Below are 24,219 nucleotides of genomic sequence, written 5' to 3'. Positions count from 1 at the left end.
CCGCACCGTTGGGAGAGCCGTATGCGCACCCGCACCACCGTGCTCGCCACCCTCACCGCCCTGACCCTGGCGGCCGCGCTGCCCACCGCACCACCGGCCATGGCCACGACCGGCACCGACCGGACCGCCGCCACCCAGGGCAGGCCCGGCGACATCGTCACCCTGTCCCCCACCTCGTTCCGCGCCGTGCCCGGCGCGCCGGTCACCACCCGCTCCTGGCACATCACCTACCGCTCGACCACCGCCCGGGGCGAGGGCAACGTCGTCTCCGGCACCGTCATCGTCCCCGACGACGGCAAGACCGGCCCCCGTCCGCTCGTCACCTGGGGCATGGGCGCCGTCGGCCTCGCCGACGACTGCGCCGCCTCCGTCCGCTTCCCGCAGGGCACCAGCTCCGAGGGCCGGCTGATCGACCTCGCGCTGCGCCGCGGCTGGGCCGTCGCCGTCTCCGACTACGAGGGCCTGGGCACCCCGGAGGAACACACCTACACGGTCGGCCGGTCCGAGGGGCACGCCCTGCTGGACGCGGCGCGCGCAGCGCAGCGGCTCCCCGAGGCGGGCCTCTCACCGGACGGCCCGGTCGGGATCATGGGGTACTCGCAAGGCGGCCAGGCGGCCGGCTGGGCCGCCCAGCTGCGCTCCTCGTACGCGCCCGAGCTGCGCGTGAAGGGCACGGTCGCCGGGGGCGTGCCCGCCGATCTGCCCGCCACCTTGGAGTACAACGACGGCGGCGTGGGCGCCGGGCTGGCCCTGATGGCGCTCGCCGGGCAGGACGCCGCCTTCCCCGAACTGGCGCTCGACTCCTACCTCAACCAGAGAGGCAAGGACGATGTCGCCTTCATGCGGAACAACTGCGTCTCGATCAGCACCATCGCCGGGCTCTTCCAGCACCTGTCCGACGTGACCGTCCGCGATCCGCTGGCCTCACCGCTCTGGCGGCTCGCGCTGCGCACCTCCGAGCTGGGCGACGACGCCCCCGACCATCCCGTCTACCTCTACCACGGCCTCACGGACGAGCTGATCCCGTACCAGGTCGGCGCGGACCTGCGCACCCGGTGGTGCGAGCGGGGCACGCCGGTGGAGTGGAAGAGCTATCCGACCGACCATGTGACGACCGCGATCAGCGGGATCCCCCCGGCCCTGGCCTGGCTCGCCGCACGGCTCACCGACGAGCCGGCCGGCGGCAACCGCGGCACCTGAGCCACCGGCGCCCCGGGGCCTTCCGGTTCCCCCAGGAGGCCCCGTGCGCATGCGGCGCCCCGCGGCCCCTCGTACGTTGAAGCTCTCGGGCCTCACACGAACGAGGGGTTTGCGGACGTGGGTCGATGTCATGGCGCCCGTTTCGCCCGGCGGTGTATACGCGTCGCGGTGAGCGCGTCCCTGACCGCCGGGCTGTTCGCGGGGCTGCCCGCGCCACCGGCGCTCGCCGCCGCCTGCCCGGACGACCCGAACACGATCGGATCGGTGGACGGTTCGGAGCTGACGTACAGCCTGCACACCAAGTACACCGCGGAGTGGACGCGGGCCCGGGAGAGCTGGAACGCCCTGGGCAAGGTCGACATCAAGCCACACACCGGAGCGGCCTACGCGGACGTCGACGCGACCGACGTCGACCGCGCCGACATCGGCTGGTCGGGGCTGTGGGAATCCCATGAGCTGGGCTCCGACGACATCGTCCTCAACGACCACTTCCTCGGCTCGTACCCGGCCGACGTCAAGCGCGGCATCGTCACCCATGAGCTGGGCCACGCCCTGCGGCTGGGCCACCGCTCGGCCCGCGGCGCGGTCATGTACTGCAGCGACACCCGCACCGCCTTCGCCCCCGCCGCCGCCGACATCGCCGCGTACCGGGCCGTGTGGGGCTCATGAGCCTCCGTACCGGGACGATCGCGCTGGCCACGGCCCTGGCGGCGGTGGGCGGCGGCGCACTGGCCTGGTTCGAGGTCCCCTACGGCAGTACGCACTACCACCCCACCTACGCCGTCCGGCTGGACACGCCGGGGCTCGCCGCGGGCTGGGCCGACGACGTCTTCGTCGGCAAGGTCACCGCCCGCGAGGGGGTGCGGCACACCGACGGCGACCGGCTGCTGTGGACGACGTACCGGGTCGAGGTCCGGTCCACCCTCAAGGGGAAGGTGTCCGGAAACGTACGGGTCGCCCAGGAGGGCGGCGACGACCCGCTGCGGCGGCAACGGGTCGTCGTGGGCGACGCCCCGGCGCTGCTGCCCGGGCGGACGTACCTGCTGGCCACCCGGGTGGCGCCGGACGGCTGGCACACCGCCCCGTCCAACTTCCTGCCGCTGGACCTGGCGCCGGACAAGGCGGGCTCGGACAGCGGAACGGACCCGTCCGCGGCCTGGCGTGAGGGCGTCCGGCATCCGGCGTCCCAGCGGGATCTGCACCCCTCGGCGGTGTCCCGCGCGGCAAACCCGGCGGCGCTGTACGAGCGGGCGCAGATCGGCTGATCCGCGCGGGGCCGTCACAGCCGCCAGTGCCCCGTCAGCCAAGGTTCACCCCGCTCGCCGCCCTGGCACGGCCGCCCCCAGCTACCGCTGGGAGGTGTCCCCGGCGGCGTTGCCGCATCGACCGAGTAGGCCCCACCACGAGGCCGATCCGGCGACTTGCATCCGACCGCACCAGGACGCCTCGCTACCGGGCAACCTTGACTGACGCGGCATCAGGGTCTGTCCGGGCGATCATGTGCGGAGCCAGATGACCGCCCGGACAGCCCCTAGGCGGGCGACCAGCCCTGACCCCGCAGCAGGTTCCCGAGCCCGGCCCAGGCGAAGTTCATGAGGGTGGCCGCCGCCTCCTGGGCCGAGGGACCGTCCCGGTCCGCCGCCTCGCCCGCCCAGTCCGCCAGCGACTCGGCCGCCCCGACCAGCGCGTGCGCGAGCCCGGACACCTCGGCGGCCACCAGCCGCCGCTCCCGGGCGCCCCTCCGCGCCGCCGCCGCGATCAGCTGGGTCACGAACGCCACGATCTCCGCCCGCATCGCCGCCACTTCGTGCGCGTAGGGGTGCCCGTGCGTCCGCGCCTGGACGTGCAGCAGCGCCCATCCGTCGGGGTGGCGGGCGGTGTGCGCGAAGAAGCCGCTCAGCCCGCTCCACAGCTGACGGTCCGCCGGGGCGCCCCGCTCGACCGCGCCCCGCACCGCGGCCACCAGCGCCGCAGCCTCGCGCCGGACACACGCGGCGAACAGCTCTTCCTTGGAGTTGAGGTACAGATAGACCAGCGGTTTCGACACCCCGGCCAGCTCGGCGATGTCGTCCATCGAGGCGTGGCTGTAACCGCGCCGCGCGAAGGCCCGCACCGCCGCGTCCAGCATCTGCTGCTCCCGCACCACCCGTGGTACGCGCTTGCTCCTCGTCGCTCCGCCCACGCGGACCGCCCCCTTACGACAGTGCCCCCGCACACTCTTACGACCATCAGCCTACGGCGGACCGGGACGAAGATCACGTGGTCGGCGCCCCACTCTTGTCACGGCACGCCGGCCCCTTCACAGTGTCAACAACACCCGCGCAACGCCCCGTTCAGCTCCGCACGCACCGAAGCGAAGGAGATACGGACGATGCCCTCCCGCCGCCGCGCCGCCGCCGCTCTCGCCGCACTGGCCGCCGCGCCCCTGCTCCCCACCCCCGCAGAGGCCCGCTCCCGGCCCCGGCCCGCCGACCGCGCCCGTGGCACCGCCGCCGGCCGCGCGCGCATCACCGCCGCCGAGCGCGTCAGCGAACGCGTCCTCGACCTGACGATCGACTCCCCCGCCCTCGCCCGCGACGGCCACGCCCGCGTCCTGCTGCCCCGCGACTACGACCGCAGGCCGCACCACCGCTGGCCGGTCCTGTACCTCCTGCACGGCTGCTGCGACCCCGGCCCGGGCTGGCAGGCCTGGACCCTCAACACCGACGTCGAGGGGCTGACCGCGGCCCTCCCCGCCCTGGTGGTGTCCCCGGAGGGCGGCCCCGCCGGGTTCTACTCGAACTGGTGGAACGACGGCTTCTTCGGCCCGCCCGCCTGGGAGACCTTCCACCTCGCCGAGCTGCGCCCGCTGCTGGAGCGCGCGCTGCGCGGCAACGGCCGCCGGGCGATCGCGGGCCTGTCCATGGGCGGCTTCGGCGCCCTGTCCTACGCGGCCCGCCACCCCCGCCTCTTCCGCGCCGCCGCGTCGTTCAGCGGCGTCGTCCACCCGCTGCGGGACCCGGCCGGCGTCCAGGGCATCGTCCAGCGGTACGGGGCCGACCCCACCGACCTGTGGGGCGACCCCACCGCCCAGTCCGCCCTGTGGACGGCCCACGACCCGTACACCCAGCTCACCCGGCTCCCCCGCGGCTACCCGGTGTACATCTCCTGCGGCGACGGCACCCCCGGGCCGCTGGACCCCGCGGACCGTCCCGCCGACACCCTCGAACAGGGCCTCGGGCTGATGGCCCAGGACTACGTACGCCGCGCCCGGGCCCACGGCCTGGCCCTCACCGCCCGCCTCTACGGCCCCGGCACCCACACCTGGCCGTACTGGGAGCGCGAACTGGGCCGTGCGCTACCCCTTCTGGCCACCGCCCTCGCCCGCCCCTGAGCCGGACCGGGGCGCGTCCTCCCAGGCCACCAGGCGCGGCGACGCGGGCGGGTTCCCGACCTCGCGCCGCGCCTGGGCCGTGGCGGCCAGTTCGCCGCGCAGATCGGCGAGTTCGACCACGCGCCGCTCTCCGCGCCGGGCGACGGCCGCCGCGGCGGCGCCCATGACGACGTTGACGATGTCGCCGCCGGCCATGCCCTCCGATTCCGCCGCCAGGATGTCGGCGGTGACCTCGGGATGCAGCGGGAGTTCCTTCGGGAGGAGTCTCGTCCACAGATCGCGCCGTGCGGCGAGGTCGGGGAGTTCCAGCCGGATATGCGCCAGGATCCGCCGGACGAACGCCGCATCGTAGTTTTCCGGGAAGTTCGTCGTGAAGACGACGACACCGTCGAAATGGTCCAGTTCGGTGAGCATCACCGAGCGGGACACATTGACGCTGTGGTCGGCGCTCTGGGTGACCCGGCTCAGCCGCCGCCCGAGAATGGAGTCCGCCTCGTCGAAGATGAGCACGGCATCGCTCCGGCGGGCCTCGGCGAAACAGCGCACGATGTTCTTCGGCGTCTCCCCGACGTACCGGGATTCGATCTGCGCATAACCGACCCGCAGATACGGACGGCCGAGCCGGTGCGCGATGGCCTCCGCGCACGCGGGCTTCCCCGTACCGGGCGGGCCGTACAGGCTCACCACCGCACCGCCCCGGTGCGGGGAGATCGCGGCCAGATTCCATTCCCCGAACAGCACGTCCCGGTGCGCGACCAGGTTCAGCGCGGTGTCGACGCGCCGGCGCACCACCTCGGCGAGAACGAGATCGCCGAAGGTCCGCACGGGCTGTTCCACCCGGAAGCCGACCGCCTCCGGCGACCCCGGCTCCGGCGATTCCCCGCCGCGTTCGGCGGGTCCGGCTTCCGCGGTCACCGTCGCAGCCGTCGTCCTGGCCGCGCCGCCACGCACATCGGTGAACGTCCAGCGCGGCGGCACCGAATTGCGTCCCTCGTCCATTCACTGCCCCCCGTATCAGTGGATGTCAGCCCGCCATGGTCCAGCGGCGGCTGACCTCGTCGACTTCCTGGCGGATGAACTCCGCGCGGACATCGTCGGGAATGTCGTCCCAGCCGGTGACGGTCTCGGTCACCAGGGCGCTATGGGGATTGCCGAAGGCGCAGCGGACGATGGTATGCGCGTCCGCCCGCCCGGTCGCGGGCCTGATGAACACGACCTCCACCCCGCGCACTTCCGATACGAGCCGGGCGTACAGCCCGGCGAATCCGGAGCCGAGAACGGCGGCCCGGATGTCATCGGGGCGCGCGTCCATGCGCGCCGCCCACTCCTCGGCCAGGGCGTCCAGCACGACGGCGGTGAGCCGGCCGCCCCGCGCCCGCCCGGCGGGCCGCGGCCACCGCCGCGACACGACCAGGGCCGCGGCCACCACCACGACGCCGACGCCCGTCCACCACCACAGCGACATCTGCCTGTTTCTTTCTGTGCGGATCATTCTTCGAGTTCCTGGTCGCGCATCCTGGTCACGTCCATGCGATAACCCCGCCCGTCGCCCGCCAGCAGCGACTGACGGTATTTCTCGGGAAGGTCGTCCCAGGCGACGTCCTCCTCGACCACGATCCGCTTGACCGGCGCGTCACCGCGCAGCTGGTTCTTCATCAGCGCGGTCATGCGCCGGACATAGGTATTCGGGGCCATCCCCTTCTCGAACTCGATGACCTGTTCGAGCAGATAGGACCGCAGCTGTTTCCAGGCCGCCTTCACATTTCCGCGGATCGCGGTGGCGTACTTGTCCAGCGCGGTGAACGCGAGCTTCACCGTGTCGGACATCCAGGGAATGTGCTCGGCCACCCAGGGGAAAAGCTGATCCCGGGCCCAGACCATGATCCGGTTCCACATGGCCAGCCCGATGGCCATGATGATCAGCGGAATGAAGAAGGCCATCAGGCGCTCCCCAGCGGAAGGCTCAGGGTGACGCCCTCGTCGCCGTCACGAATGATCCGCGCGCGCACTTCCTCGGGAATGTCGCCCCAGTCGATCTCCTGCTTGATGCGCTTGCGCCGCACCTTCCGCCGGTCGGCGCCGTACAGCATCTCGATGATCCGTACCCCCGTGCCCCCGGGCCGGGCCCGGTATTCGACGGTCACCGCGACGATCTCCCGGCGGATCGTCTCGATCACCGACCGCTTCGCCCGGGGCAGCTCCGGCCGGATGATCGCCCCGTGCGGCTCGCCGCACAGCTCCACCAGCGCGCCGAAGACATCGCTCGACGGCAGCCCCAGAACGGGCTCGCACTCCTCGGCGAGGATCCCGTACACGACGATCGAGTCGGACTCCGGCGGGGCCTCCAGGGCCGCGATCACGACATCGATCATCTTCAGGATGTGGCGGAGCGCGATTTTGCCGACCACGCCCCGATCGGTACCCGGTTTCGACAGGACGGCCTTGTCCGCCATCTCCCGGATCGCTTTTTCGATCAAGTCGCGCGCGGAGCGCAGGGATTTCCCCGCCGTGGTGTCAGGCATGCGTGTTCCCCCGTTACGACCGCATGTACACGAAGCACATATTAGCGCCGTAACACTCAATAACACATACCCTGAAAGGAACTGACAGTGATGCAGCAATCTCTGATCAAAAAAGTGCCCCCGTGACCTCATTGAGGTCACGGGGGCACAGACGTGAACAACTACGCGGTGGCCAGCTGACGCTCCGGCTCAGCGGCCGTCTCGTCGCGGTCGTCCAGGGGCGAGGAGGTGGCGTGGGTGTAGGCGTCGCGGTCGAGGATCTTCTCGCGGGCCGAGACCACGACCGGCACCAGGGCCTGTCCGGCGACATTGGTGGCCGTCCGCATCATGTCCAGGACCGGGTCGATCGCCATCAGCAGGCCGACGCCCTCCAGCGGGAGGCCGAGGGTGGAGAGGGTCAGGGTGAGCATGACCGTCGCACCCGTGAGACCGGCCGTGGCGGCGGAGCCGATGACCGAGACGAAGGCGATCAGCAGGTAGTCACCGACGCCGAGGTGCACACCGAAGATCTCGGCGATGAAGATCGCCGCGAGCGCGGGGTAGATGGAGGCGCAGCCGTCCATCTTGGTGGTCGAGCCGAAGGGCACCGCGAAGGACGCGTACTCCTTGGGCACGCCCAGGCGTTCGGTGACCTTCTGGGTGAGCGGCATGGTGCCGACCGAGGAACGGGAGACGAAGGCCAGCTGGATCGCGGGCCAGGCACCCTTGAAGAAGCTCAGCGGGCTGACCTTGGCGACGGTCGCCAGCAGCAGCGGGTAGACGCCGAACATCACCAGCGCGCAGCCGATGTAGACGTCGGCGGTGAAGGTCGCGTACTTGCTGATGAGGTTCCAGCCGTACTCGGCGATGGCGGAGCCGATGAGCCCCAGGCTGCCCAGCGGGGCGAGGCGGATGACCCACCACAGGGCCTTCTGCAGCAGCTCCAGCACCGACTGGCTCAGGGTGAGGATCGGCTGCGCCTTCTCGCCGAGCCGCAGGGCGGCGACGCCCGCGACGGCGGCCATGAAGACGATCTGCAGGACGTTCAGCTCGGTGAAGGGCGTGATGACGTCCGTCGGCACGATGCCCGTGAGGAAGTCCAGCCAGGACCCGGCGTGGTCCGGCTTGGCGCCGTCCTTCGCGGTCAGGCCGGTGCCCGCGCCCGGGTTGGTGAGCAGGCCGATGGCCAGGCCGATGGCGACCGCGATGAGCGAGGTGGCCATGAACCACAGCAGCGTGCGGGTGGCCAGCCGGGCGGCGTTGCTGACGTTCCGCAGGTTCGTGATCGATATCAGGATCGCGAAGAAGACCAGCGGGGCGACGGCGAGCTTCAGCAACTGGACGAAGATCGAGCCGATCTTGTCGAGCGTGGTGACCAGCCAGCCGACGTCGCCGGTGCGGGCGACCCAGCCGAGCGCCACGCCGAGGACGAGACCCAGCAGGATCTGCGCCCAGAACGGCACCTTGGGCAGGCGGAAGGACGACGTCCGGCCGGACGTCTCGGGGAGGGACGACAACGGACACACTCCGGGGGAGGTAACGAAGGGCGAGAAAAAGCCAGGAGTCCGTACGGGATCTCCGGCCGCTGTACGAGAGGGGTCAGCGGCGTTGACAGGCCGCGGACCGGCAGCGGCAAAGATCGATGTGCAGGCGCGCCACGAGCGGAACGCTCGCTGCGTTACGGGGCGCGGCTGCTGTCTTCATGGCAAATACATTAACACCGCGTCTTTGGGGAACCCAAAGAAAATCTTTGATGTATCGGACCGGCCAGGGACCCGCCGAGGTGGCCGGAAACAGCTCAACGCCCCCTGGGCCAGCGGCTGCTGGCCCAGGGGGCGCCGGAAACCTGTGCGGGGTGTGAGGAGCCTTACACGCCGTCCTACGCGCTGTTGCGCGCGCCGGCCTGTGCGCCGTCCTGCGCGCCGTCCTCCTGGCTCTGGCTCGCCGCCAGCCGCTCCTTGGCCCGGTCCACGCGCTCGGCGACCTGCACCGCCATGGCCTCGCGCTGCTTGCGCAGCAGGACGAAGCTGAGCGGGGCGGACACGACCAGCGCGAGCAGGACGACCCAGAACAGGTTGGAGGCGCCGAGGCCGGCGGGGACCACGCGGAAGTAGACCAGGCCCCACATGATCAGAAAGCAACCGGCGAAGATCCCCAGGCGCATGCTGGTGTAGCGGAACGTGGCGCTCGGCTTGAGAGACACGGCGGGGTCCTCTTTCTGCTGGAAGTTCCTGCCCTCCCAGTGAATCACGTCCGGTTTCTGATCAATTCAGCGGTAGCCGGTTCGGCGCGCTCAGATCAGCGGCAGCCACATGGTGATGTCGTCGCGGAAATCGTCGTCCGCGACCTTGATCGCCCCCGGCACCCGGCCGACCTCCTTGTAGCCGCATCCGGCGTAGAACCGGTCCACCCCGGTGCCGCCCCGGCAGGTGAGCCGTATCCCCCGGATGCCGTCCATCCCGCGCGCGGCCTCCTCGACGGCGGCCATCAGGTCGCGGCCGTAACCCTTGCCCTGGTGGGAGGGGTGCACCATCACGCTGTAGAGCCAGCACCAGTGCCGCATCAGCCGGTGGGTGTTGAGGGTGAAGAAGGCGGTCGCGGCCGCCGCGCCGCTCTCGTCCCGGCCGACGAGCAGCCGGGTGCGCCCCTCGGCCATCGCGGTCAGGTGCTTGATCAGCTCGGGCCGTACGTCCTCCGTGGTCACCGGCGGTACGAAGCCGACCGCCCCGCCCGCGTTCGAGACGTCGGCCCAGAGCGTACGGATCGAGTCGAGCAGCTCAGGGGTGGTCTCGGGGTCGAGGTCGAACGTCAGCGGCATGCGGACGACGATATCCGAGCAGATGCCCGGGCCAGGCCCCCGGCCCGGCGCAGGAGCCCGGCGCAGGAGCTTGGCGCAGGAGCTTGGCGCAGGAGCCCGGCTATGGCCCTCAGCCCAGGGCCTCCGCCACGACCCGCAGGTCCGACACCAGCCCCCGGTAGACGGCCTCGCGGTCGTCGGCCCGCAGCACGGCGGACGGGTGGATCGTGGCGACCATCTCGTGGTCGTCCAGCGCGGGGCACGGCAGCAGCGTCCCGCGCTGCTCGGTCACCCGGAACGACGACCCCAGCAGTGCCTTCCCGGCGGTCGCGCCGAGCGCCACGATCATCTCGGGGTCGATCGCCGCCACCTCCGCGACCAGCCAGGGGCGGCAGGCGGTCATCTCGCGCAGGCTGGGCGGTTTGTGGATGCGCCGCTTGCCGCGCTCGGGGACGACCGTGAACGTGAAGTGCTTGACGGCGTTCGTGATGTACGTCTCGTCCGGCTCCACCCCGGCCTCGTCCAGCGCCCGGGTCAGCACCCTGCCCGCGGGCCCGACGAACGGCTTGCCCTGCCGGTCCTCCTGGTCGCCGGGCTGCTCGCCGACGAGGAGGACACGGGCGTCCGGGGCGCCCGCGCCGAACACGGTCTGGGTGGCCTCGCGGTGCAGCGGACAGCCGCGGCATCCGGCGGCCGCCTCCCGGAGCGCGTCCAGACCGGCGCCGGGCCCTCCGGGCACGAAGGGCTCGGCGGTGTACGCGTCCTCGGGGGCGGTACGGGCGCTCATGCGCGCCGAGTACCCGCCGGCCCGCCCCTTAAGACGGTCACCGCCCGCACGAGCGGTGTCACACCCGCATCGGCTGCGGCGACTCGCGCCGGGCCGGGTCCGGGCCCTCGTACTCGCGGATGGTCTCGTACCGGGTGTTGCGCTCCACCGGGCGGAAGCCCGCGTCCCGGATCAGGTCCAGCAGGTCGTCGCGGGTCAGCTTGTTCGGCGTGCCGTAGTTGTCCGCGTCGTGCGTGATCTTGTACTCGACGACCGAGCCGTCCATGTCGTCAGCGCCGTGGTTGAGGGCGAGCTGCGCGGTCTGCACCCCGTGCATCACCCAGAAGACCTTGACGTGCGGGACGTTGTCGAACAGCAGCCGGGAGACCGCGAAGGTCTTCAGCGCCTCCGCGCCGGTCGCCATGGAGGTGCGCGCCTGCAGCCGGTTGCGGATCTTGCCGTCCCGCATGTCCACGAAGTCGTGCTGGTAGCGCAGCGGGATGAAGACCTGGAAGCCGCCGGTCTCGTCCTGCAGCTCACGCAGCCGCAGCACGTGGTCCACCCGGTGCCGGGGCTCCTCGACGTGCCCGTACAGCATGGTGCACGGGGTCTTGAGGCCCTTCTCGTGCGCCAACCGGTGGATGCGCGACCAGTCCTCCCAGTGGGTGTCGTGGTCGACGATGTGCTGCCGGACCTCCCAGTCGAAGATCTCCGCGCCGCCGCCGGTCAGCGACTCCAGACCGGCGTCGATCAGCTCGTCCAGGATCTCGGACGCGGACATTCCGGAGATCTTCTCGAAGTGGTGGATCTCGGTGGCGGTGAAGGCCTTCAGCGACACCTCCGCGGGCAGCGCCTCCTTGAGCGCCTTCAGCGACCGCGGGTAGTAGCGCCACGGCAGGGTGGGGTGCAGTCCGTTGACGATGTGCAGCTCGGTGAGCTTGTCGTTCTCCATCGCCTTGGCGAGGCGGACGGCCTCCTCGATGCGCATCGTGTACGCGTCCTTCTCCCCCGGCTTGCGCTGGAAGGAGCAGTAGGCGCAGGACGCGGTGCACACGTTCGTCATGTTGAGATGACGGTTGACGTTGAAGTGGACGACGTCGCCGTTCTTGCGGGTGCGCACCTCGTGGGCGAGCCCGCCCAGCCAGGCCAGATCGTCGGACTCGTACAGGGCGAGGCCGTCCTCACGGGTGAGCCGCTCCCCCGCGAGAACCTTCTGCTCCAACTCCCGCTTGAAACCCGCGTCGTGTGTCGCTGCGCTCATGCGACGGCCGCCTCCCATACGTCTGGCCCTACGTCGTCGTGCCGGTGTCGGCCTGAAGCCGAGACTACGCCTCGGTGTCCTCGGGGAGTTCGCCGACCCGGTTCTCCCACTTCGTGGACAGCACGATCGTGCTACGCGTCCGGGAGACGCCCTTGGTGCCGGACAGTCTGCGGATCGTGCGCTCCAGACCGTCCACGTCCGAGGCGCGCACCTTGAGCATGTACGAGTCGTCGCCCGCGATGAACCAGCAGTCCTCGATCTCGGAGAGGTCGCGCAGCCGGTGCGCCAACTCCTCGTGGTCGGTGGCGTCGGAGAGCTGGATGCCGATGAGGGCGGTGACGCCGAGCCCGAGGGAGGCCGCGTCCACGGTCGCGCGATAGCCGGTGATCACCCCGGCCGCCTCCAGGCGGTTGATCCGGTCCGTGACGCTGGGTCCGGAGAGGCCGACGAGCCTGCCCAGCTCCGCGTAGGAGGCCCTGCCGTTCTCCCGCAGGGCCTGGATGAGCTGCCTGTCCACCGCGTCCATATGCCGTGCGCCTTCCATTATTCAGGGTTAGAGCGTCATTACATGTAGAATCTAAGGCATCATGGCCACAAGTCCTGCAAATCATCTAGGCGTTCGGCCTGTTATCTCAGGAGATGAGAACTCACCGTGTACACGATCGAAGGTCTTGAAGCCCGCATGCTGGAGCTGCGGGAACTGGCCGGCCGCTCGCGTGCCGTGATCCGCACCCCCGACCGTCCCGTGTCCCGCACGGCCCGCCGCGCGGCCGTCGTCGCGGCCCGCGCCGCCCGCGCCAGGAAGCGCTGGACCCCCTAATCCGGTCCCCGGTCTCCACCGAGTTCCCCCTCCCACCGGCGGTACAGCTTGTGCGGCACCCCCGCCGCGTCCAGCACCCGCCCCGCGACGAAGTCCACCAGATCCTGGATGTGCGTCGCCCCCGCGTAGAACGCCGGCGAGGCGGGCAGCACCACGGCGCCCGCCTCGTCCAGCGTCACCAGATGCCGCAGGGTCTGCCCGTTCAGCGGGGTCTCCCGCACCGCCACCACGAGCGGGCGCCGCTCCTTGAGCGTCACGCTCGCGGCCCGCTGCAGCAGATCCTTCGACAGCCCCAGCGCGACCCCGGCCACACACGCGGTGCTCGCGGGGACGATCAGCATCCCCTTGACGGCGTAACTGCCCGACGACGGCCCGGCGGCCAGGTCCCCGGCCGCCCAGTGCCGCACATCCGCCGCGTCCACGGGTACGTCGAAGGCGTCGGGCGTACCGTCCGCGCCGCGCGCCAGCCAGCGGCGCAGATCCTCCCGCCAGTGCGCGTCCCGGAAGCCGATCCCCGTCTCGTCCAGCAGCGTCAGCCGCGAGGAGCGGCTGATCACGAGGTCGACGGCCTCCCCCGCGTGCAGCAGCGCGCGCAGCACCGAGGCGGCGTACGGCGTCCCGGACGCGCCGGACACGCCGACCACCCAGGGCCGGCGTCTGCTCACTTCTTCGTGCGGCCTGTTCGGCCCGTGCGGCGGCTCCACACACCGAGCCTATCCGGCGGGTCTCACGGGCCGAGGCCCCGCACCACCAGGTCGAGCAGAGCGCAGCAGAACAGGGCGATTCCGATGAAGCCGTTCACCGTGAAGAAGGCGCGGTTCAGGCGGGAGAGATCGTCCGGGCGCACGATCGTGTGCTCATACGCGAACGCCGCCGCCACGATCACCAGCCCCAGCCAGAAGAAGACCCCGGCGCCGGTGGCCAGCGCGTACCAGACCAGCAGCAGCGTGGTGATCACATGGCAGGCGCGCGCCCCGTGGAGCGCCCCCGCGATACCGAAACGCGCCGGTACGGACCGCACCCCGTGCGCCCGGTCGGCGGCCACGTCCTGGCAGGCGTAGATCAGGTCGAACCCGCCGATCCAGATGCCGATCGCGAGGCCGAGGATCACCGCGTCCCACGACCACTGGCCGGTGACCCCGATCCAGGCCCCGATCGGGCCCATGGCCTGGGCGAGGCCCAGGATGGCGTGCGGGAAGTCGGTGAACCGCTTGCCGTACGGATAGACCACCATCGGGACGACCGCGACCGGCGCCAGCGCCAGGCACAGCGGGTTGAGCAGCGCGGCGGCGCCCAGGAAGACGACGAGCGCGACCAGCGCCCCGGTCCAGGCGGTGCGCACCGAGACCGCGCCGGTGACCAGCTCGCGGGAGGCGGTCCGCGGGTTCCGCGCGTCGATCTCGCGGTCGATGATCCGGTTGGCGGCCATCGCGAAGGTGCGCAGACCCACCATCGCGACCGTGATCAGCAGCAGCTTGGTCCAGTGGACGCTGCCGTCCCACAGCCGCATCGCGGTCAGCGCGGCGGTGTACGCGAAGGGCAGCGCGAAGACGGAATGCTCGATCATCACCAGGCGCAGGAACGACCTGGTCCGACCGGGCTGCGGTACGGCGGCGGCAGCGGAGGTCACAGTCCGAGTTCCTTCCAGCGTCGGGTCACCCGATCGGCTACCTCCGGATCGGACTCGACCATGTGCGGCCAGCCGCCGTCGCGGGTGTAGCCCTCCTCGGGCCACTTGGCGGTGGCGTCGATGCCCGCCTTGCCGCCCCAGAACTGCTGGTAGGAGGCGTGGTCGAGATGGTCGACCGGGCCCTCGACCACGGTCAGATCGCGGGCGTAGTCGGTGTTCCCCAGCGCGCGCCAGGACACCTCGTGCAGATCGTGTACGTCACAGTCCGCGTCGACGACGACGATCAGCTTGGTCAGCGACATCATGTGGGCGCCCCAGATGGCGTGCATGACCTTCTGCGCGTGCTTGGGGTACTTCTTGTCGATCGAGACGATCGCACAGTTGTGGAAGCCGCCCGACTCGGGGAGGTGGTAGTCCACGATGTCCGGGATGATGATCTTGAGGAGCGGGAGGAAGAACCGCTCGGTCGCCCGCCCCAGCGGCCCGTCCTCGGTCGGCGGACGGCCCACCACGATCGACTGCAGCAGCGGCCGGGACCGCATCGTCACACAGTCGATGGTCAGCGCCGGGAACGGCTCCTGGGGCGTGTAGAAGCCGGTGTGGTCGCCGAACGGCCCCTCCGGCAGCATCTCCCCGGGCTCCAGCCAGCCCTCGATGACGACCTCGGCGGCGGCCGGGACCTGGAGCGGCACCGTCTTGCAGTCGACCATCTCGACCCGCCGGCCCTGCAGGAACCCCGCGAACAGGTACTCGTCGATGTCACCGGGCAGCGGGGCGGTCGACGCGTACGTCACGGCGGGCGGCGCGCCGAAGGCGATCGCGACCGGCAGCCTCTCCCCGCGCCGGGCCGCCACCTGGTAGTGGTTGCGGCTGTCCTTGTGGATCTGCCAGTGCATGCCGATGGTGCGGCGGTCATGGCGCTGGAGGCGGTAGAGGCCGAGGTTGCGCACCCCGGTCTCCGGGTGCTTGGTGTGGGTGAGGCCGAGGTTGAAGAACGAGCCGCCGTCCTCGGGCCAGGTGAACAGCGCCGGAAGCGCGTCGAGATCGACGTCGTCGCCGGTCAGCACGGTCTCCTGGACCGGCGCCTCCTTCACCTTCTTCGGCGGTACGTGCGCCATGGAGCCGAGCTTGCCGAACGCCTCGCGCAACCCGCCGAAGCCCTGCGGCAGCTCGGGCTTGACCAGCCCGCCGATCTTCTCGCTGATCTCGTCGTACGAGCGCAGGCCCAGGGCCTTGAGGAACCGGCGATCCGTGCCGAACACGTTCATGGCCAGCGGCATCGCCGCGCCCTTGACGTTCTCGAAGAGCAGCGCGGGACCGCCCGCCTTGTTCACGCGGTCGACGATCTCGCCGATCTCCAGATACGGATCGACTTCGGCCTTGACGCGCTTGAGGTCGCCTTCCCTGTCGAGCGCCCGCAGAAAGGAACGAAGATCGTCATAAGCCATGCCTCCCAGTATCCGGTACGCACTACCCTGGTCCCGTAACTGGGGCCCGCCCGAACCGCCCCGAACACCACACGCAGGGGGATCGCCTCATGCTCCGGGTGCTGATGATCCTGGTGCCGCTGGCACTCAGCATCTACGCGTTCATCGACTGCATCACCACCGAAGAGCGGGACGTCCGCTATATCCCCAAGCCGCTCTGGGCGATCCTCGTCCTGCTGTTCCCGGTGGTGGGCTCGATCTCCTGGCTGCTGGTGGGAGGCAAGCGGGCCACGACGGCCGGGGCGCGGCGCGAGTGGGTCGCCCCGGACGACAACCCGGAGTTCCTGAAGTCCCTGGGGGACGCGCCGAAGTCCCCCGAGGACGCTCCGGAGGCGCGCGGCGCGGCGGCGCCCGAGGGCCGCGACGAGGAGCTGCTCAAGAGCTGGGAGGCGGATCTGCGCCGCCGCGAGGAGGAGCTGCGCCGCAAGGGCGGCGAGGGCGGCCCGGACGACAGCACGCCGCCCGCGGCGTCCTGAAGACGGCGCGGGCGGCGGGGCGGCGGGGCTGAACGCCGGGGTCAGACTCCGGCGTAGGAGTGCTTGCCGGTGATGAAGATGTTGACGCCGTAGTAGTTGAACAGGTAGCAGGCGAAGGCGATCAGCGCGAGGTACGCGGCCTTGCGACCCTTCCAGCCCGCGGTGGCCCGGGCGTGCAGATAGCCGGCGTAGGCGACCCAGGTGATGAACGACCAGACCTCCTTGGGGTCCCAGCCCCAGTAGCGGCCCCAGGCCGCCTCGGCCCAGATCGCGCCCGCGATGATCGTGAAGGTCCACAGCGGGAAGACCGTGGCGTTGATGCGGTACGCGAACTTGTCCAGCGACGCCGCCGACGGCACCCGCGCCAGCACGGACTTGACGCCCTGGCGGAACTGCTTGCCCTCCGGGTTCTCCAGCTGCGCCTCGTACCGGTCGCGGAACAGGTAGAGCAGCGTGGAGACGGCTCCCATGTACAGCGCGGCGCCGGAGATGATCGCGCAGCTGACGTGGATCCACAGCCAGTACGAGTGCAGGGCCGGAACCAATTGGTCGCTGTCGGTGTACAAGACAGAGACAGCGAGTCCGAGGTCGAGGAGGACCGTGGTGACCAGGGGCAGACCGATCCAGCGCACGTTCTTCTTCAGCGCGAGCAGCACGAGGTATGTGGCGACCGCGACCATGGCGAAGGTCGTGGAGAACTCGTACATGTTGCCCCAGGGCGCGCGCTCCACGGACAGCGCGCGGGTGAGGACACCACCGGCATGAGTGAGGAACGCCAGCACGGTGAGGCCCACCGCGATCCGGCCGTAGACATCGCCCTGCTCGGTGCCGCCCGCGGCGCCCGGCCCGTCCGGGACGTCGCGGCTGCCCGCGGCGGACCGGGTGATGACCTTCGGGCGCTCCAGCACGGCGGTGCCGCCGCCCTTCTCGGCGGTCCGCACCGTGACCGAGGCGCGGTTGGCGGCCCCGGTCCCGGTGGTGAGCGCGGCGGCGGTGCGGCCCACGGCGCTGCGGCTGCCGAAGACCCACTCGGCGATATGGGCGAGGAAGGCGAGGGTGTAGATCGCCATCGCCGTGTAGACCAGCACATTGCTGTAATGGGCGAGATTCTCGTTGACTGCGGCCGCGAGGTTCACGCGCTCGCTCCTTCTGCGGGATCTGCGGGGTGTGCAGGCTCTTCGGTGTCTCCGGGGGTCGACGCGGCCTTCGGGCCGTCCTCATCGGTGCCGTCTTCCGGTTCTGCCGTGGGGGGCGCGTCCGTCTGCAGCCGGACGGCCAGATCACCCAGCTCCTCGGGGAGCTTGGCGTATTCGCTGCGGCCGAGCCCGGCCATCTCGACGACGGTCGCGCCGTCCGAGCCCTTCACCGCCCGGATCCAGATCCGGCGGCGCTGGATGAACAGCGAGCCGACCAGGCCCACCAGGGCGCCCACGGCGCCCAGAAGGGCGGTCTGGTCGCCCGGCTTGTGCGAGATCTGGAAGCTGGCCCAGCTCTTGACGCCGTCGAAGGTCAGCGAGCCCTCGCCGCCCGGCAGCTTCATCGTGTCGCCGGGCGCGAGCGCCCGGGCGAACTTGGTCTTCCCGTCGGCCTCCCGGTACTGCCTCATCCGCGACTTGTCGAGCTGGTACACGCTCTGCGGAGTGCCGCCGTCGATGCCGAGGCTGCCGTGGTAGGCCGTCAGCACCAGCGCCGGATTGTCCAGCGCCGGGAACTGGGAGAACATCCCCTTGCTGCGCACCCAGGTCGGCAGGAACTGCCCCTGGTAGGCGACCTGGTCACGCTTGCCGTTCTTGTCGCGGTAGTCACCGAGCTTGATCACCATGCTCTCGGTGAGGTTGGCCCCGTCGATCGGCAGCCCGACCACCGGCCCCTTGTGGACCACGTTGCCCTGGCCGTCCCGGACCGTGACGACCGGCGAGTAGCCGTGGTTCAGCAGGTAGACCTTGTAGTTCTGGATCTCCAGCGGATCGTTCACCTTGATCGAGGTCTTGCGGGCGGGCCCGTCCACCCCGTCCCAGTAGGTGACATCGGCGCGGAAGGTGCGCGGCGTGCGCATCTGGGGGCCGCTGCGCTCGTAGGTCGCGTGGAAGCGGTCCAGCTGGAAGCTGAAGGGCGCCAGGTCCTCGCTCTTGAACAGCTGCCCGGTCTTGATGTCGTCGTACTGGGTCAGGCTGTTGGAGAAGCCGCCGCCCTCGGTGATCAGGCTGCTGCCCTCGGTCTTCCACAGCTGGCCCGCGGCGAAGGAGACCAGCAGCACGATCAGCGCGGTGTGGAACAGCAGATTGCCGACCTCGCGCAGGTAGCCCTTCTCGGCGGCGACCGCGCTCCCGGTGATCCGGCTGCGGAAGCGCCTCCGCTTCATGATCCGCTGCGCGGCCTCCAGCACCTTCTCCGGCTCGGCGTCGCTGCGCCAGGTGGTGTACGCGGGGAGCCGGGTGAGCCGGCGCGGGGCGGCCGGCGGGCGGCCGCGCAGCTGGCCCACGAACTGCCAGGTGCGCGGCACGATGCAGCCGATGAGCGAGATGAACAGCAGGATGTAGATCGCCGAGAACCACACCGAGCTGTAGACGTGGAAGAGCTGGAGCTTCTCGTAGACCGGGGTGAGGGTCGGGTGCTTGTCCTTGAAGTCCTGGACCTTGAGCTGGTCGATGCTGGTCTGCGGGATCAGCGAGCCCGGGATCGAGCCCAGCGAGAGCAGGAAGAGCAGCAGCAGGGCGACCCGCATCGAGGTCAGCTGCCGCCAGAACCACCTGGCCCAGCCGAGCGGCCCCAGCGAGGGGACGCTGAGCTCCTCGACGGGCGCGGTGGAAAGCTGCGAGCCCGCGGCGCCCAGCTCGCGCTCCTCGGCGCCCGCGCCGCCGTCGGCCGTCTGCTCGGCCGCGTTCTCGGCCGCGTTCTCAGCCGCCTTCCCGGCCGCGGAGTCGGTATCGGTGGTGGACATGGATCAGATCCCAACGTTGAAGCCCTGAGCCCAGCTCTGCGTGTCGCTCATGATGCTGTCCCAGGCGCCTGTGAGCAGCAGCACCCCCAGGGCGATGAGCAGACCGCCGCCGGTCCGCATCACCCACACGTAGTGCTGCTTGACCCAGGCGAAGGCGCCCAGCGCGCGCCGGTAGGCCACCGCGACGGCGACGAACGGCAGCCCGAGCCCGACGCAGTAAGCGACGGTCAGCAGAGCGCCGCGACCGGCGCTCCCCTCATTGAACGCCAGCGCCTGGACGGCGGTGAGGGTGGGCCCCAGGCACGGCGTCCAGCCCACGCCGAACAGGGCGCCCAGCACGGGCGCGCCGGCCAGCCCCATCGTGGGCGTGATGTGGAAGCGGAACTCCCGCTGGCCGAAGCCCTTCAGCAGCCCCATGAAGGCCAGGCCCATCAGGATCGTGACGGCCCCGAGGATCTTGGAGAGGGTCTCCTTGTGCTCCTGGAGGGTCCAGCCGAAGTGGCCGAAGAGGGCTCCGCCGGAGACGAAGACGGCGGTGAAGCCGAGCACGAAGAGCGAGGCGCCCGCGACCATCCGGCCGCGTCTGGCCTCCGCCAGATCCGTACCGGTGATCCCGGTGACGTACGACATGTAGCCCGGCACCAGGGGCAGCACACAGGGGGAGAAGAACGAGACCAGTCCGCCGAGGACGGCGATCGGCAGCGCGAGCAGCAGCGCGCCGGTCATCACCGTCTCATTCGCGCCTGTGGCGGCGAGCGTCATCACAAGAGGTCACTTCTCCGCGATGAGCGGGTCGACCATCTTGCGCATGCTGTCCTCGCTGAGCGGGGTGAGCGCGCGGGCCGCGATCCTGCCGTCCCGGTCCAGCACGATGGTCGACGGGATGGCCTGCGGGTTGAGGCTCCCCTTGGGGAAGCGCAGCATCAGCTTGCCGATCGGGTCGTACAGGCTCGGGTAGTCGACCTTGAACGCCTTCTCGAACCTGAGCGCGGGGGCTCGGTTGCCGTCGCGCGTGTTGATCCCGATGAACTGGACGCCCTTGGCCTTGGTGTCCTTGGCGACCTTCGCGAGGTTCGGGGCCTCGGCCCGGCAGGGCGCGCACCAGGAACCCCATACGTTCAGGACGACGATCTTGCCCTTGTAGTCGGCCACGTCGAGCGGCTTGCCCTCGAGGGTCTTGCCGGACAGCTCGGGGGCGTCCTGGCGGTCCTTCTCGGGCACGGTGTCGATGCCGCCCTTGCCCTGCACGAACTTGGTATCGGCCGAGCCGCCCGAGGTGCCGCCGCTACCACAGGCGGAGAGGGACAGCGCGGCAACCGCGGCCCCGGTGGCCAGCACGGTTGCGCGACGGAAGGTCGCGAGGCGCCGAGGGGCGCGGCAGGCACTCATGTGAAAAGTTTCGCATGGCCCTTTTGGGGATCTTCCCCACCCCCCTCGGCGCCTCCCCGGCCCCGGCGCCGCGGGCCCCACCGGCCCGGGGCGGGGCGGTCAGCGGCCGCTCGCGCGCCACGCCTCGCCCACACCGAACCCCTGAAGGTCCGCGAGCACCGCCGGATCCTGCGCGTCCATCCAGTCCGTGAGCTGTTTGAAGGACACCAGCCGCACGTCCTTGTGCTTCTCGTCGGCCATGTGCTTGAGCGCTTCCTCGACGGCGTCCATATAGATGCCGCCGTTCCACTTCTCGAAGTGGTTTCCGATGAAGAACGGGGCGCGATTGGTCTCGTAGGCGCGCTGGAAACCGGCGATGTAGGCGTCGGCGGCCTGCTTGCGCCAGCCCGGGTAGTTGGCGGGCGGTGCGTTCGTGGAATTCCGCGACTGGTTGGCCAGGATGTTGTAATCCATCGACAGCACTTCGAAGGAATGGCCGGGGAAGGGAATCTGCTGCAGCGGATAGTCCCACAGCCCCTGCTTCTTCGACGGCCACACCTGGCGGCCGCCGGGCGAACTGGCGTCATAGCGCCAGCCGAGCTTGCGGGCGGTCGGCAGCAGATTCTGCTGCCCCAGCAGACAGGGGGTGCGCCCGCCGATCAGTTCCTCTCGGTAATCGAAGGGCAGCGGATCGACATCCTTGAATCCGGTGTTCGTACGCCACTGCGTGACGAACGACACGGCCTGCTCGACCTCGGACTCCCACTGGGCGGACGTCCAGTCGGCGACGGTGCCGCGGCCGGAGCAGAAGTGACCGTTGAAGTGGGTCCCTATCTCATGCCCCTCCAGCCAGGCCAGACGCACGTTCCGCAGCGTCGCCTTGATGTGGTCGTCGGAGAGATAGCCGATGTCGGAGGCGCCCACCGGGTTGTTCGGCGGCTTGTAGAGCGACTTCTTCGACTCCGGCAGGCAGTAAAGGCCGGAGAGGAAGAACGTCATGGTCGCGCCGTGATCCTCGGCGAGCTTCCGGAAACGCGGGAAGAGGCCGTTGCCGACCTCTCCCGCGCCGTCCCAGGAGAACACCACGAACTGCGGCGGCTTCTGCCCCCGCTCAAGACGCTCCGGCTCGGGATCCTTCGGCCGACTCACCCCACGGGAAGTGGAACCATCACCTATCGGCTTCGCCTGCGCCGTCCTCTTCGGCGCCGCCTTGCCCGACCCCGATGAGGAGCAGCCGACAGCGGTCAGTGACGCGACCGCCCCCATACCGAGACCTAGGATCCCCCTCCGGCTGACCTCACGCATAGCGTCCTCAATTCGCACTCGCCGTACTGGTTGTCCGGGCACGGACGACCTTTGAGATGGCGAGACGAATAGCGCGGTTCCGCACGGACGCGCTCACTTACAGTCCCGGCACAATAGCCCGGGATCGATGACCCCCTGCGATGAGGCACCTACAGCGTGCTGGTCACGCGCCGACCCCCTTGGAGGCCCCCTTCACCTTCTTCGCTCCCGCGAGGAGATGGGCCGGGACCAGATCACGGGCCGGTTCGCTGTACCCGACGGACACGATCTTGTCGCCGCGGTACGTGAAGCTGGTGAGGCTGGCCAGGGTGCACTGCCGCTTGCGCGGGTCGTGCCACAGCCGCCGCCGCTCCACGAAGCTGCGCACGATCCAGATCGGCAGCTGATGACTGACGCAGACCGCCTCATGCCCACGGGCGGCGTCGCGCGCCGCGCCCAGCGCCCCCATCATCCGCACCACCTGGTCGATGTACGGCTCGCCCCAGGAGGGACGGAAGGGGTTGGTGAGATGACGCCAGTTGGACGGCCTGCGCAGCGCGCCGTCGCCGACCCCGAAGGTCTTCCCCTGGAAAGCGTTCGCCGCCTCGATCAGCCGCTGGTCGACGGCCACGTCCAGACCGTGCGCCTTGCCGATCGGCGCGGCCGTCTCCTGGGCCCGCTCCAGCGGGGAGGCGACCACATGGGTGATGTCGCGCTCAGCGAGGTGCTCGGCGACCCGGTCGGCCATGCGGCGGCCCAGCTCGGACAGGTGGTAGCCCGGCAGACGCCCGTACAGCACGCCCTCCGGGTTCTCCACCTCGCCGTGGCGCATCACATGGACGACGGTGATGTCGTTCTCGCTCTGTGTCATGCCACCCATCATTCAGCCGCCTCGGCGGCGGCCCGCGCCGCCCCCGGCAACGCCTCCGCCACCCGCTCCAGCGCCCGCTCGTCATGGGCCGTCGAGACGAACCACGACTCGAAGGCCGACGGCGGCAGATAGACGCCCTGGGACAGCATCGAGTGGAAGAAGGGGGTGAAGCGGAACGCCTGCTGCGCCTTCGCCTTGGCGTAGTCCGTGACGTCCTCGTCGGTGAAGAAGACGGTGAACATGCTGCCCGCGTTCTGCACCCTGTGCGCGACGCCCGCCTTCTCCAGCGCCTCGCTCGCCAGCGCCCGCAGCTGCGCGGAGGCCGCGTCGACCTTTGCGTACGCCGCGTCGTCCAGCAGCCGCAGCTGCGCCACACCGGCCGCCGTCGCGACCGGGTTCCCGGACAGCGTGCCCGCCTGGTAGACCGGGCCCGCCGGGGCGAGCTGCGCCATCACATCGCTGCGGCCGCCGAAGGCCGCGGCCGGGAAGCCGCCGCCCATGACCTTCCCGAAGGTCATCAGATCGGGTACGACCCCGTCGAGCCCGAACCAGCCGGCCCTGGAGACCCGGAAGCCGGTCATGACCTCGTCGGAGATGTAGAGCGCGCCGTTGTCGGAGCACAACTGCTTCAGGCCCGCGTTGAACCCCGGCAGCGGCGGCACCACGCCCATGTTGCCCGGCGCCGCCTCGGTGATCACGCAGGCGATCTCGCCCGGGTGCGCGGCGAACGCCGCCCGCACCGCCTCCAGGTCGTTGTACGGCAGCACGAGGGTCTCCCCCGCCTGCGCGCCCGTCACCCCGGGGGTGTCCGGCAGCCCGAAGGTCGCCACCCCGGACCCGGCCGCGGCCAGCAGGGCGTCCACATGGCCGTGGTAGCAACCGGCGAACTTGATCACCTTGGGGCGGCCGGTGAACCCGCGGGCCAGCCGGATCGCCGACATCGTCGCCTCGGTGCCGGACGACACCAGGCGCACCTGCTCGACGGGGCCGACCCGGGCCACGATCTCCTCGGCGAGTTCGACCTCGCCCTCGCCCGGCGTACCGAACGACGTACCCCGTGCGACGGCGGCCTGGACGGCCGCGATCACCTCGGGGTGTGAATGGCCGAGGATCATCGGTCCCCACGAACACACGAGGTCGACGTACTCGCGGCCGTCGGCATCGGTGAGGTACGGACCGTCACCGGACACCATAAAGCGGGGCGTACCTCCGACGGCGCGGAAAGCCCGGACCGGAGAGTTCACGCCGCCGGGCGTCACGACGGCCGCACGATCGAAAAGCGTCTGCGAAACTGGGGCTGCGTACGGATAGCTCACGCAAGCCATGTTGTCAGAGGGTGACGGAGTCCTGCCGCCGGGAGTTTCACAACGCCGACGCGGGGGAGGTCTCAGTCATATTGATCAGTTTGATCAGTCGCAATGTTCGGGTTGCGCGGCGGCGGCCG

General features: G+C 70.4%; 27 protein-coding genes. 6 read left to right on the top strand and 21 right to left on the bottom strand.

What is annotated here, in order from left to right; genetic code table 11:
- Positions 1–21 precede the first annotated feature (21 nt).
- The 3 genes from ASC60_RS28625 (at position 22) to ASC60_RS28615 (ending at position 2,465) form a co-directional block, all read left to right on the top strand.
- The gene (locus ASC60_RS28625; RefSeq protein WP_055555956.1) at positions 22–1,200 is read left to right on the top strand and encodes a lipase family protein; all 1,179 of its coding nucleotides are present in this window, start codon (positions 22–24) and stop codon (positions 1,198–1,200) included.
- Positions 1,201–1,368: 168 nt separating this feature from the next.
- A complete protein-coding gene (locus ASC60_RS28620) occupies positions 1,369–1,869 on the top strand; it encodes a hypothetical protein (RefSeq protein ID WP_234357185.1) in 501 nt (166 codons plus the stop codon).
- Entirely contained in the window at positions 1,866–2,465 is a 600-nt protein-coding gene (locus tag ASC60_RS28615; protein ID WP_234357184.1) for a hypothetical protein, read from the top strand. Before ASC60_RS28620 ends, ASC60_RS28615 begins: the two co-directional genes overlap by 4 nt.
- A gap of 266 nt (positions 2,466–2,731) precedes the next feature.
- Here ASC60_RS28615 and ASC60_RS28610 read toward each other — a convergent pair whose 3' ends face one another.
- Complete coding sequence (locus tag ASC60_RS28610) at positions 2,732–3,328, bottom strand: TetR/AcrR family transcriptional regulator (protein ID WP_079038704.1); 597 nt, start codon at positions 3,326–3,328, stop codon at positions 2,732–2,734.
- Between the two features lie 243 nt (positions 3,329–3,571).
- Between ASC60_RS28610 and ASC60_RS28605 the strand changes: the two genes are divergently transcribed.
- Positions 3,572–4,573, top strand: coding sequence for an alpha/beta hydrolase family protein (locus tag ASC60_RS28605; RefSeq protein WP_055555951.1), 1,002 nt, complete (start codon positions 3,572–3,574; stop codon positions 4,571–4,573).
- Here the strand turns inward: ASC60_RS28605 and ASC60_RS28600 are convergent.
- The 10 genes from ASC60_RS28600 to ASC60_RS28555 all read right to left on the bottom strand — a co-directional run bounded on the left by ASC60_RS28600 (position 4,538) and on the right by ASC60_RS28555 (position 12,424).
- Positions 4,538–5,572 carry an ATP-binding protein gene (locus tag ASC60_RS28600; protein WP_055555949.1) on the bottom strand — a complete coding sequence of 345 codons (1,035 nt, stop codon included), beginning with the start codon at positions 5,570–5,572 and terminating at the stop codon, positions 4,538–4,540. The two genes, ASC60_RS28605 and ASC60_RS28600, sit on opposite strands and share 36 nt — an antisense overlap.
- A 25-nt stretch (positions 5,573–5,597) precedes the next feature.
- Complete coding sequence (locus ASC60_RS28595) at positions 5,598–6,065, bottom strand: hypothetical protein (protein WP_159043335.1); 468 nt, start codon at positions 6,063–6,065, stop codon at positions 5,598–5,600.
- Positions 6,062–6,487 carry a hypothetical protein gene (locus ASC60_RS28590; RefSeq protein ID WP_159043334.1) on the bottom strand — a complete coding sequence of 142 codons (426 nt, stop codon included), beginning with the start codon at positions 6,485–6,487 and terminating at the stop codon, positions 6,062–6,064. Before ASC60_RS28590 ends, ASC60_RS28595 begins: the two co-directional genes overlap by 4 nt.
- 26 nt (positions 6,488–6,513) lie before the next feature.
- Positions 6,514–7,095, bottom strand: coding sequence for a hypothetical protein (locus ASC60_RS28585; RefSeq protein WP_055555943.1), 582 nt, complete (start codon positions 7,093–7,095; stop codon positions 6,514–6,516).
- A gap of 161 nt (positions 7,096–7,256) precedes the next feature.
- Positions 7,257–8,600: a dicarboxylate/amino acid:cation symporter gene (locus ASC60_RS28580; protein ID WP_055555940.1), complete on the bottom strand. Its 1,344-nt coding sequence runs from the start codon at positions 8,598–8,600 to the stop codon at positions 7,257–7,259.
- 353 nt (positions 8,601–8,953) lie between these two features.
- A complete protein-coding gene (locus tag ASC60_RS28575) occupies positions 8,954–9,277 on the bottom strand; it encodes a DUF4229 domain-containing protein (RefSeq protein ID WP_199831077.1) in 324 nt (107 codons plus the stop codon).
- A 90-nt stretch (positions 9,278–9,367) separates the two neighbouring features.
- Positions 9,368–9,892 carry a GNAT family N-acetyltransferase gene (locus ASC60_RS28570; protein ID WP_055555938.1) on the bottom strand — a complete coding sequence of 175 codons (525 nt, stop codon included), beginning with the start codon at positions 9,890–9,892 and terminating at the stop codon, positions 9,368–9,370.
- A gap of 109 nt (positions 9,893–10,001) precedes the next feature.
- A complete protein-coding gene (locus tag ASC60_RS28565; protein WP_055555936.1) occupies positions 10,002–10,658 on the bottom strand; it encodes a UdgX family uracil-DNA binding protein in 657 nt (218 codons plus the stop codon).
- Positions 10,659–10,716: 58 nt separating this feature from the next.
- Positions 10,717–11,898 (bottom strand): aminofutalosine synthase MqnE, encoded by a 1,182-nt coding sequence (gene mqnE / locus ASC60_RS28560; protein WP_055555935.1) that lies wholly within the window; start codon positions 11,896–11,898, stop codon positions 10,717–10,719.
- A 64-nt stretch (positions 11,899–11,962) separates the two neighbouring features.
- On the bottom strand, positions 11,963–12,424 hold the full coding sequence (locus tag ASC60_RS28555) for an Lrp/AsnC family transcriptional regulator (RefSeq protein WP_055555933.1): 462 nt from the start codon (positions 12,422–12,424) through the stop codon (positions 11,963–11,965).
- A 126-nt stretch (positions 12,425–12,550) separates the two neighbouring features.
- On the opposite strand from ASC60_RS28555, the gene ASC60_RS41815 reads away from it, so the two are divergent.
- The gene (locus ASC60_RS41815) at positions 12,551–12,718 is read left to right on the top strand and encodes a hypothetical protein (RefSeq protein ID WP_159043333.1); all 168 of its coding nucleotides are present in this window, start codon (positions 12,551–12,553) and stop codon (positions 12,716–12,718) included.
- On the opposite strand, the gene ASC60_RS28550 is transcribed toward ASC60_RS41815, so the two are convergent.
- The 3 genes from ASC60_RS28550 to ASC60_RS28540 all read right to left on the bottom strand — a co-directional run bounded on the left by ASC60_RS28550 (position 12,715) and on the right by ASC60_RS28540 (position 15,796).
- Entirely contained in the window at positions 12,715–13,383 is a 669-nt protein-coding gene (locus ASC60_RS28550; protein ID WP_055555931.1) for a UbiX family flavin prenyltransferase, read from the bottom strand. The two genes, ASC60_RS41815 and ASC60_RS28550, sit on opposite strands and share 4 nt — an antisense overlap.
- Before the next feature lie 62 nt (positions 13,384–13,445).
- A complete protein-coding gene (mqnP, locus tag ASC60_RS28545; RefSeq protein WP_055555929.1) occupies positions 13,446–14,348 on the bottom strand; it encodes a menaquinone biosynthesis prenyltransferase MqnP in 903 nt (300 codons plus the stop codon).
- A complete protein-coding gene (locus ASC60_RS28540; RefSeq protein ID WP_055555927.1) occupies positions 14,345–15,796 on the bottom strand; it encodes a menaquinone biosynthesis decarboxylase in 1,452 nt (483 codons plus the stop codon). The genes mqnP and ASC60_RS28540 overlap by 4 nt, the downstream gene beginning before the upstream one ends.
- Positions 15,797–15,885: 89 nt before the next feature.
- Between ASC60_RS28540 and ASC60_RS28535 the strand changes: the two genes are divergently transcribed.
- Positions 15,886–16,311 (top strand): PLD nuclease N-terminal domain-containing protein, encoded by a 426-nt coding sequence (locus tag ASC60_RS28535; protein ID WP_055555925.1) that lies wholly within the window; start codon positions 15,886–15,888, stop codon positions 16,309–16,311.
- A gap of 41 nt (positions 16,312–16,352) precedes the next feature.
- Here the strand turns inward: ASC60_RS28535 and ccsB are convergent, their stop codons facing one another.
- The 7 genes from ccsB to hemL all read right to left on the bottom strand — a co-directional run bounded on the left by ccsB (position 16,353) and on the right by hemL (position 24,100).
- Complete coding sequence (gene ccsB, locus ASC60_RS28530; protein ID WP_055555923.1) at positions 16,353–17,447, bottom strand: c-type cytochrome biogenesis protein CcsB; 1,095 nt, start codon at positions 17,445–17,447, stop codon at positions 16,353–16,355.
- Positions 17,444–19,252 carry a cytochrome c biogenesis protein ResB gene (locus ASC60_RS28525; protein ID WP_107097188.1) on the bottom strand — a complete coding sequence of 603 codons (1,809 nt, stop codon included), beginning with the start codon at positions 19,250–19,252 and terminating at the stop codon, positions 17,444–17,446. The genes ccsB and ASC60_RS28525 overlap by 4 nt, the downstream gene beginning before the upstream one ends.
- A 3-nt stretch (positions 19,253–19,255) precedes the next feature.
- A complete protein-coding gene (locus ASC60_RS28520) occupies positions 19,256–19,978 on the bottom strand; it encodes a cytochrome c biogenesis CcdA family protein (RefSeq protein WP_370592974.1) in 723 nt (240 codons plus the stop codon).
- A gap of 45 nt (positions 19,979–20,023) precedes the next feature.
- Positions 20,024–20,641, bottom strand: coding sequence for a TlpA disulfide reductase family protein (locus ASC60_RS28515; RefSeq protein WP_055555920.1), 618 nt, complete (start codon positions 20,639–20,641; stop codon positions 20,024–20,026).
- A gap of 99 nt (positions 20,642–20,740) precedes the next feature.
- Positions 20,741–21,925 carry a hypothetical protein gene (locus ASC60_RS28510; protein WP_055555918.1) on the bottom strand — a complete coding sequence of 395 codons (1,185 nt, stop codon included), beginning with the start codon at positions 21,923–21,925 and terminating at the stop codon, positions 20,741–20,743.
- A gap of 163 nt (positions 21,926–22,088) precedes the next feature.
- Positions 22,089–22,775: a histidine phosphatase family protein gene (locus ASC60_RS28505; RefSeq protein ID WP_199831076.1), complete on the bottom strand. Its 687-nt coding sequence runs from the start codon at positions 22,773–22,775 to the stop codon at positions 22,089–22,091.
- Positions 22,776–22,783: 8 nt separating this feature from the next.
- Positions 22,784–24,100, bottom strand: coding sequence for a glutamate-1-semialdehyde 2,1-aminomutase (hemL, locus tag ASC60_RS28500; RefSeq protein WP_079038692.1), 1,317 nt, complete (start codon positions 24,098–24,100; stop codon positions 22,784–22,786).
- Positions 24,101–24,219: the final 119 nt, after the last annotated feature.

Source organism: Streptomyces sp. NBRC 110028, from assembly GCF_001417735.1.
In the GTDB taxonomy this organism is placed as follows: Bacteria; Actinomycetota; Actinomycetes; order Streptomycetales; family Streptomycetaceae; genus Streptomyces.
The sequence above is the reverse complement of the archived record's forward strand: the minus strand, read 5'-3'. Positions and strand labels throughout refer to the sequence as shown.

Coding starts and splice junctions, on each gene's coding strand:
- ASC60_RS28625 (WP_055555956.1), top strand. CDS start 22: ATGCGCACCCGCACCACCGTGCTCGCCACCCTCACCGCCCTGACCCTG.
- ASC60_RS28615 (WP_234357184.1), top strand. CDS start 1,866: ATGAGCCTCCGTACCGGGACGATCGCGCTGGCCACGGCCCTGGCGGCG.
- ASC60_RS28610 (WP_079038704.1), bottom strand. CDS start 3,328: ATGCTGGACGCGGCGGTGCGGGCCTTCGCGCGGCGCGGTTACAGCCAC.
- ASC60_RS28605 (WP_055555951.1), top strand. CDS start 3,572: ATGCCCTCCCGCCGCCGCGCCGCCGCCGCTCTCGCCGCACTGGCCGCC.
- ASC60_RS28600 (WP_055555949.1), bottom strand. CDS start 5,572: ATGGACGAGGGACGCAATTCGGTGCCGCCGCGCTGGACGTTCACCGAT.
- ASC60_RS28595 (WP_159043335.1), bottom strand. CDS start 6,065: ATGATCCGCACAGAAAGAAACAGGCAGATGTCGCTGTGGTGGTGGACG.
- ASC60_RS28590 (WP_159043334.1), bottom strand. CDS start 6,487: ATGGCCATCGGGCTGGCCATGTGGAACCGGATCATGGTCTGGGCCCGG.
- ASC60_RS28585 (WP_055555943.1), bottom strand. CDS start 7,095: ATGCCTGACACCACGGCGGGGAAATCCCTGCGCTCCGCGCGCGACTTG.
- ASC60_RS28570 (WP_055555938.1), bottom strand. CDS start 9,892: ATGCCGCTGACGTTCGACCTCGACCCCGAGACCACCCCTGAGCTGCTC.
- ASC60_RS28565 (WP_055555936.1), bottom strand. CDS start 10,658: ATGAGCGCCCGTACCGCCCCCGAGGACGCGTACACCGCCGAGCCCTTC.
- mqnE (WP_055555935.1), bottom strand. CDS start 11,898: ATGAGCGCAGCGACACACGACGCGGGTTTCAAGCGGGAGTTGGAGCAG.
- ASC60_RS28555 (WP_055555933.1), bottom strand. CDS start 12,424: ATGGACGCGGTGGACAGGCAGCTCATCCAGGCCCTGCGGGAGAACGGC.
- ASC60_RS28540 (WP_055555927.1), bottom strand. CDS start 15,796: ATGGCTTATGACGATCTTCGTTCCTTTCTGCGGGCGCTCGACAGGGAA.
- ASC60_RS28535 (WP_055555925.1), top strand. CDS start 15,886: ATGCTCCGGGTGCTGATGATCCTGGTGCCGCTGGCACTCAGCATCTAC.
- ASC60_RS28525 (WP_107097188.1), bottom strand. CDS start 19,252: ATGTCCACCACCGATACCGACTCCGCGGCCGGGAAGGCGGCTGAGAAC.
- ASC60_RS28520 (WP_370592974.1), bottom strand. CDS start 19,978: ATGACCGGCGCGCTGCTGCTCGCGCTGCCGATCGCCGTCCTCGGCGGA.
- ASC60_RS28515 (WP_055555920.1), bottom strand. CDS start 20,641: ATGAGTGCCTGCCGCGCCCCTCGGCGCCTCGCGACCTTCCGTCGCGCA.
- ASC60_RS28510 (WP_055555918.1), bottom strand. CDS start 21,925: ATGCGTGAGGTCAGCCGGAGGGGGATCCTAGGTCTCGGTATGGGGGCG.
- ASC60_RS28505 (WP_199831076.1), bottom strand. CDS start 22,775: ATGACACAGAGCGAGAACGACATCACCGTCGTCCATGTGATGCGCCAC.
- hemL (WP_079038692.1), bottom strand. CDS start 24,100: ATGGCTTGCGTGAGCTATCCGTACGCAGCCCCAGTTTCGCAGACGCTT.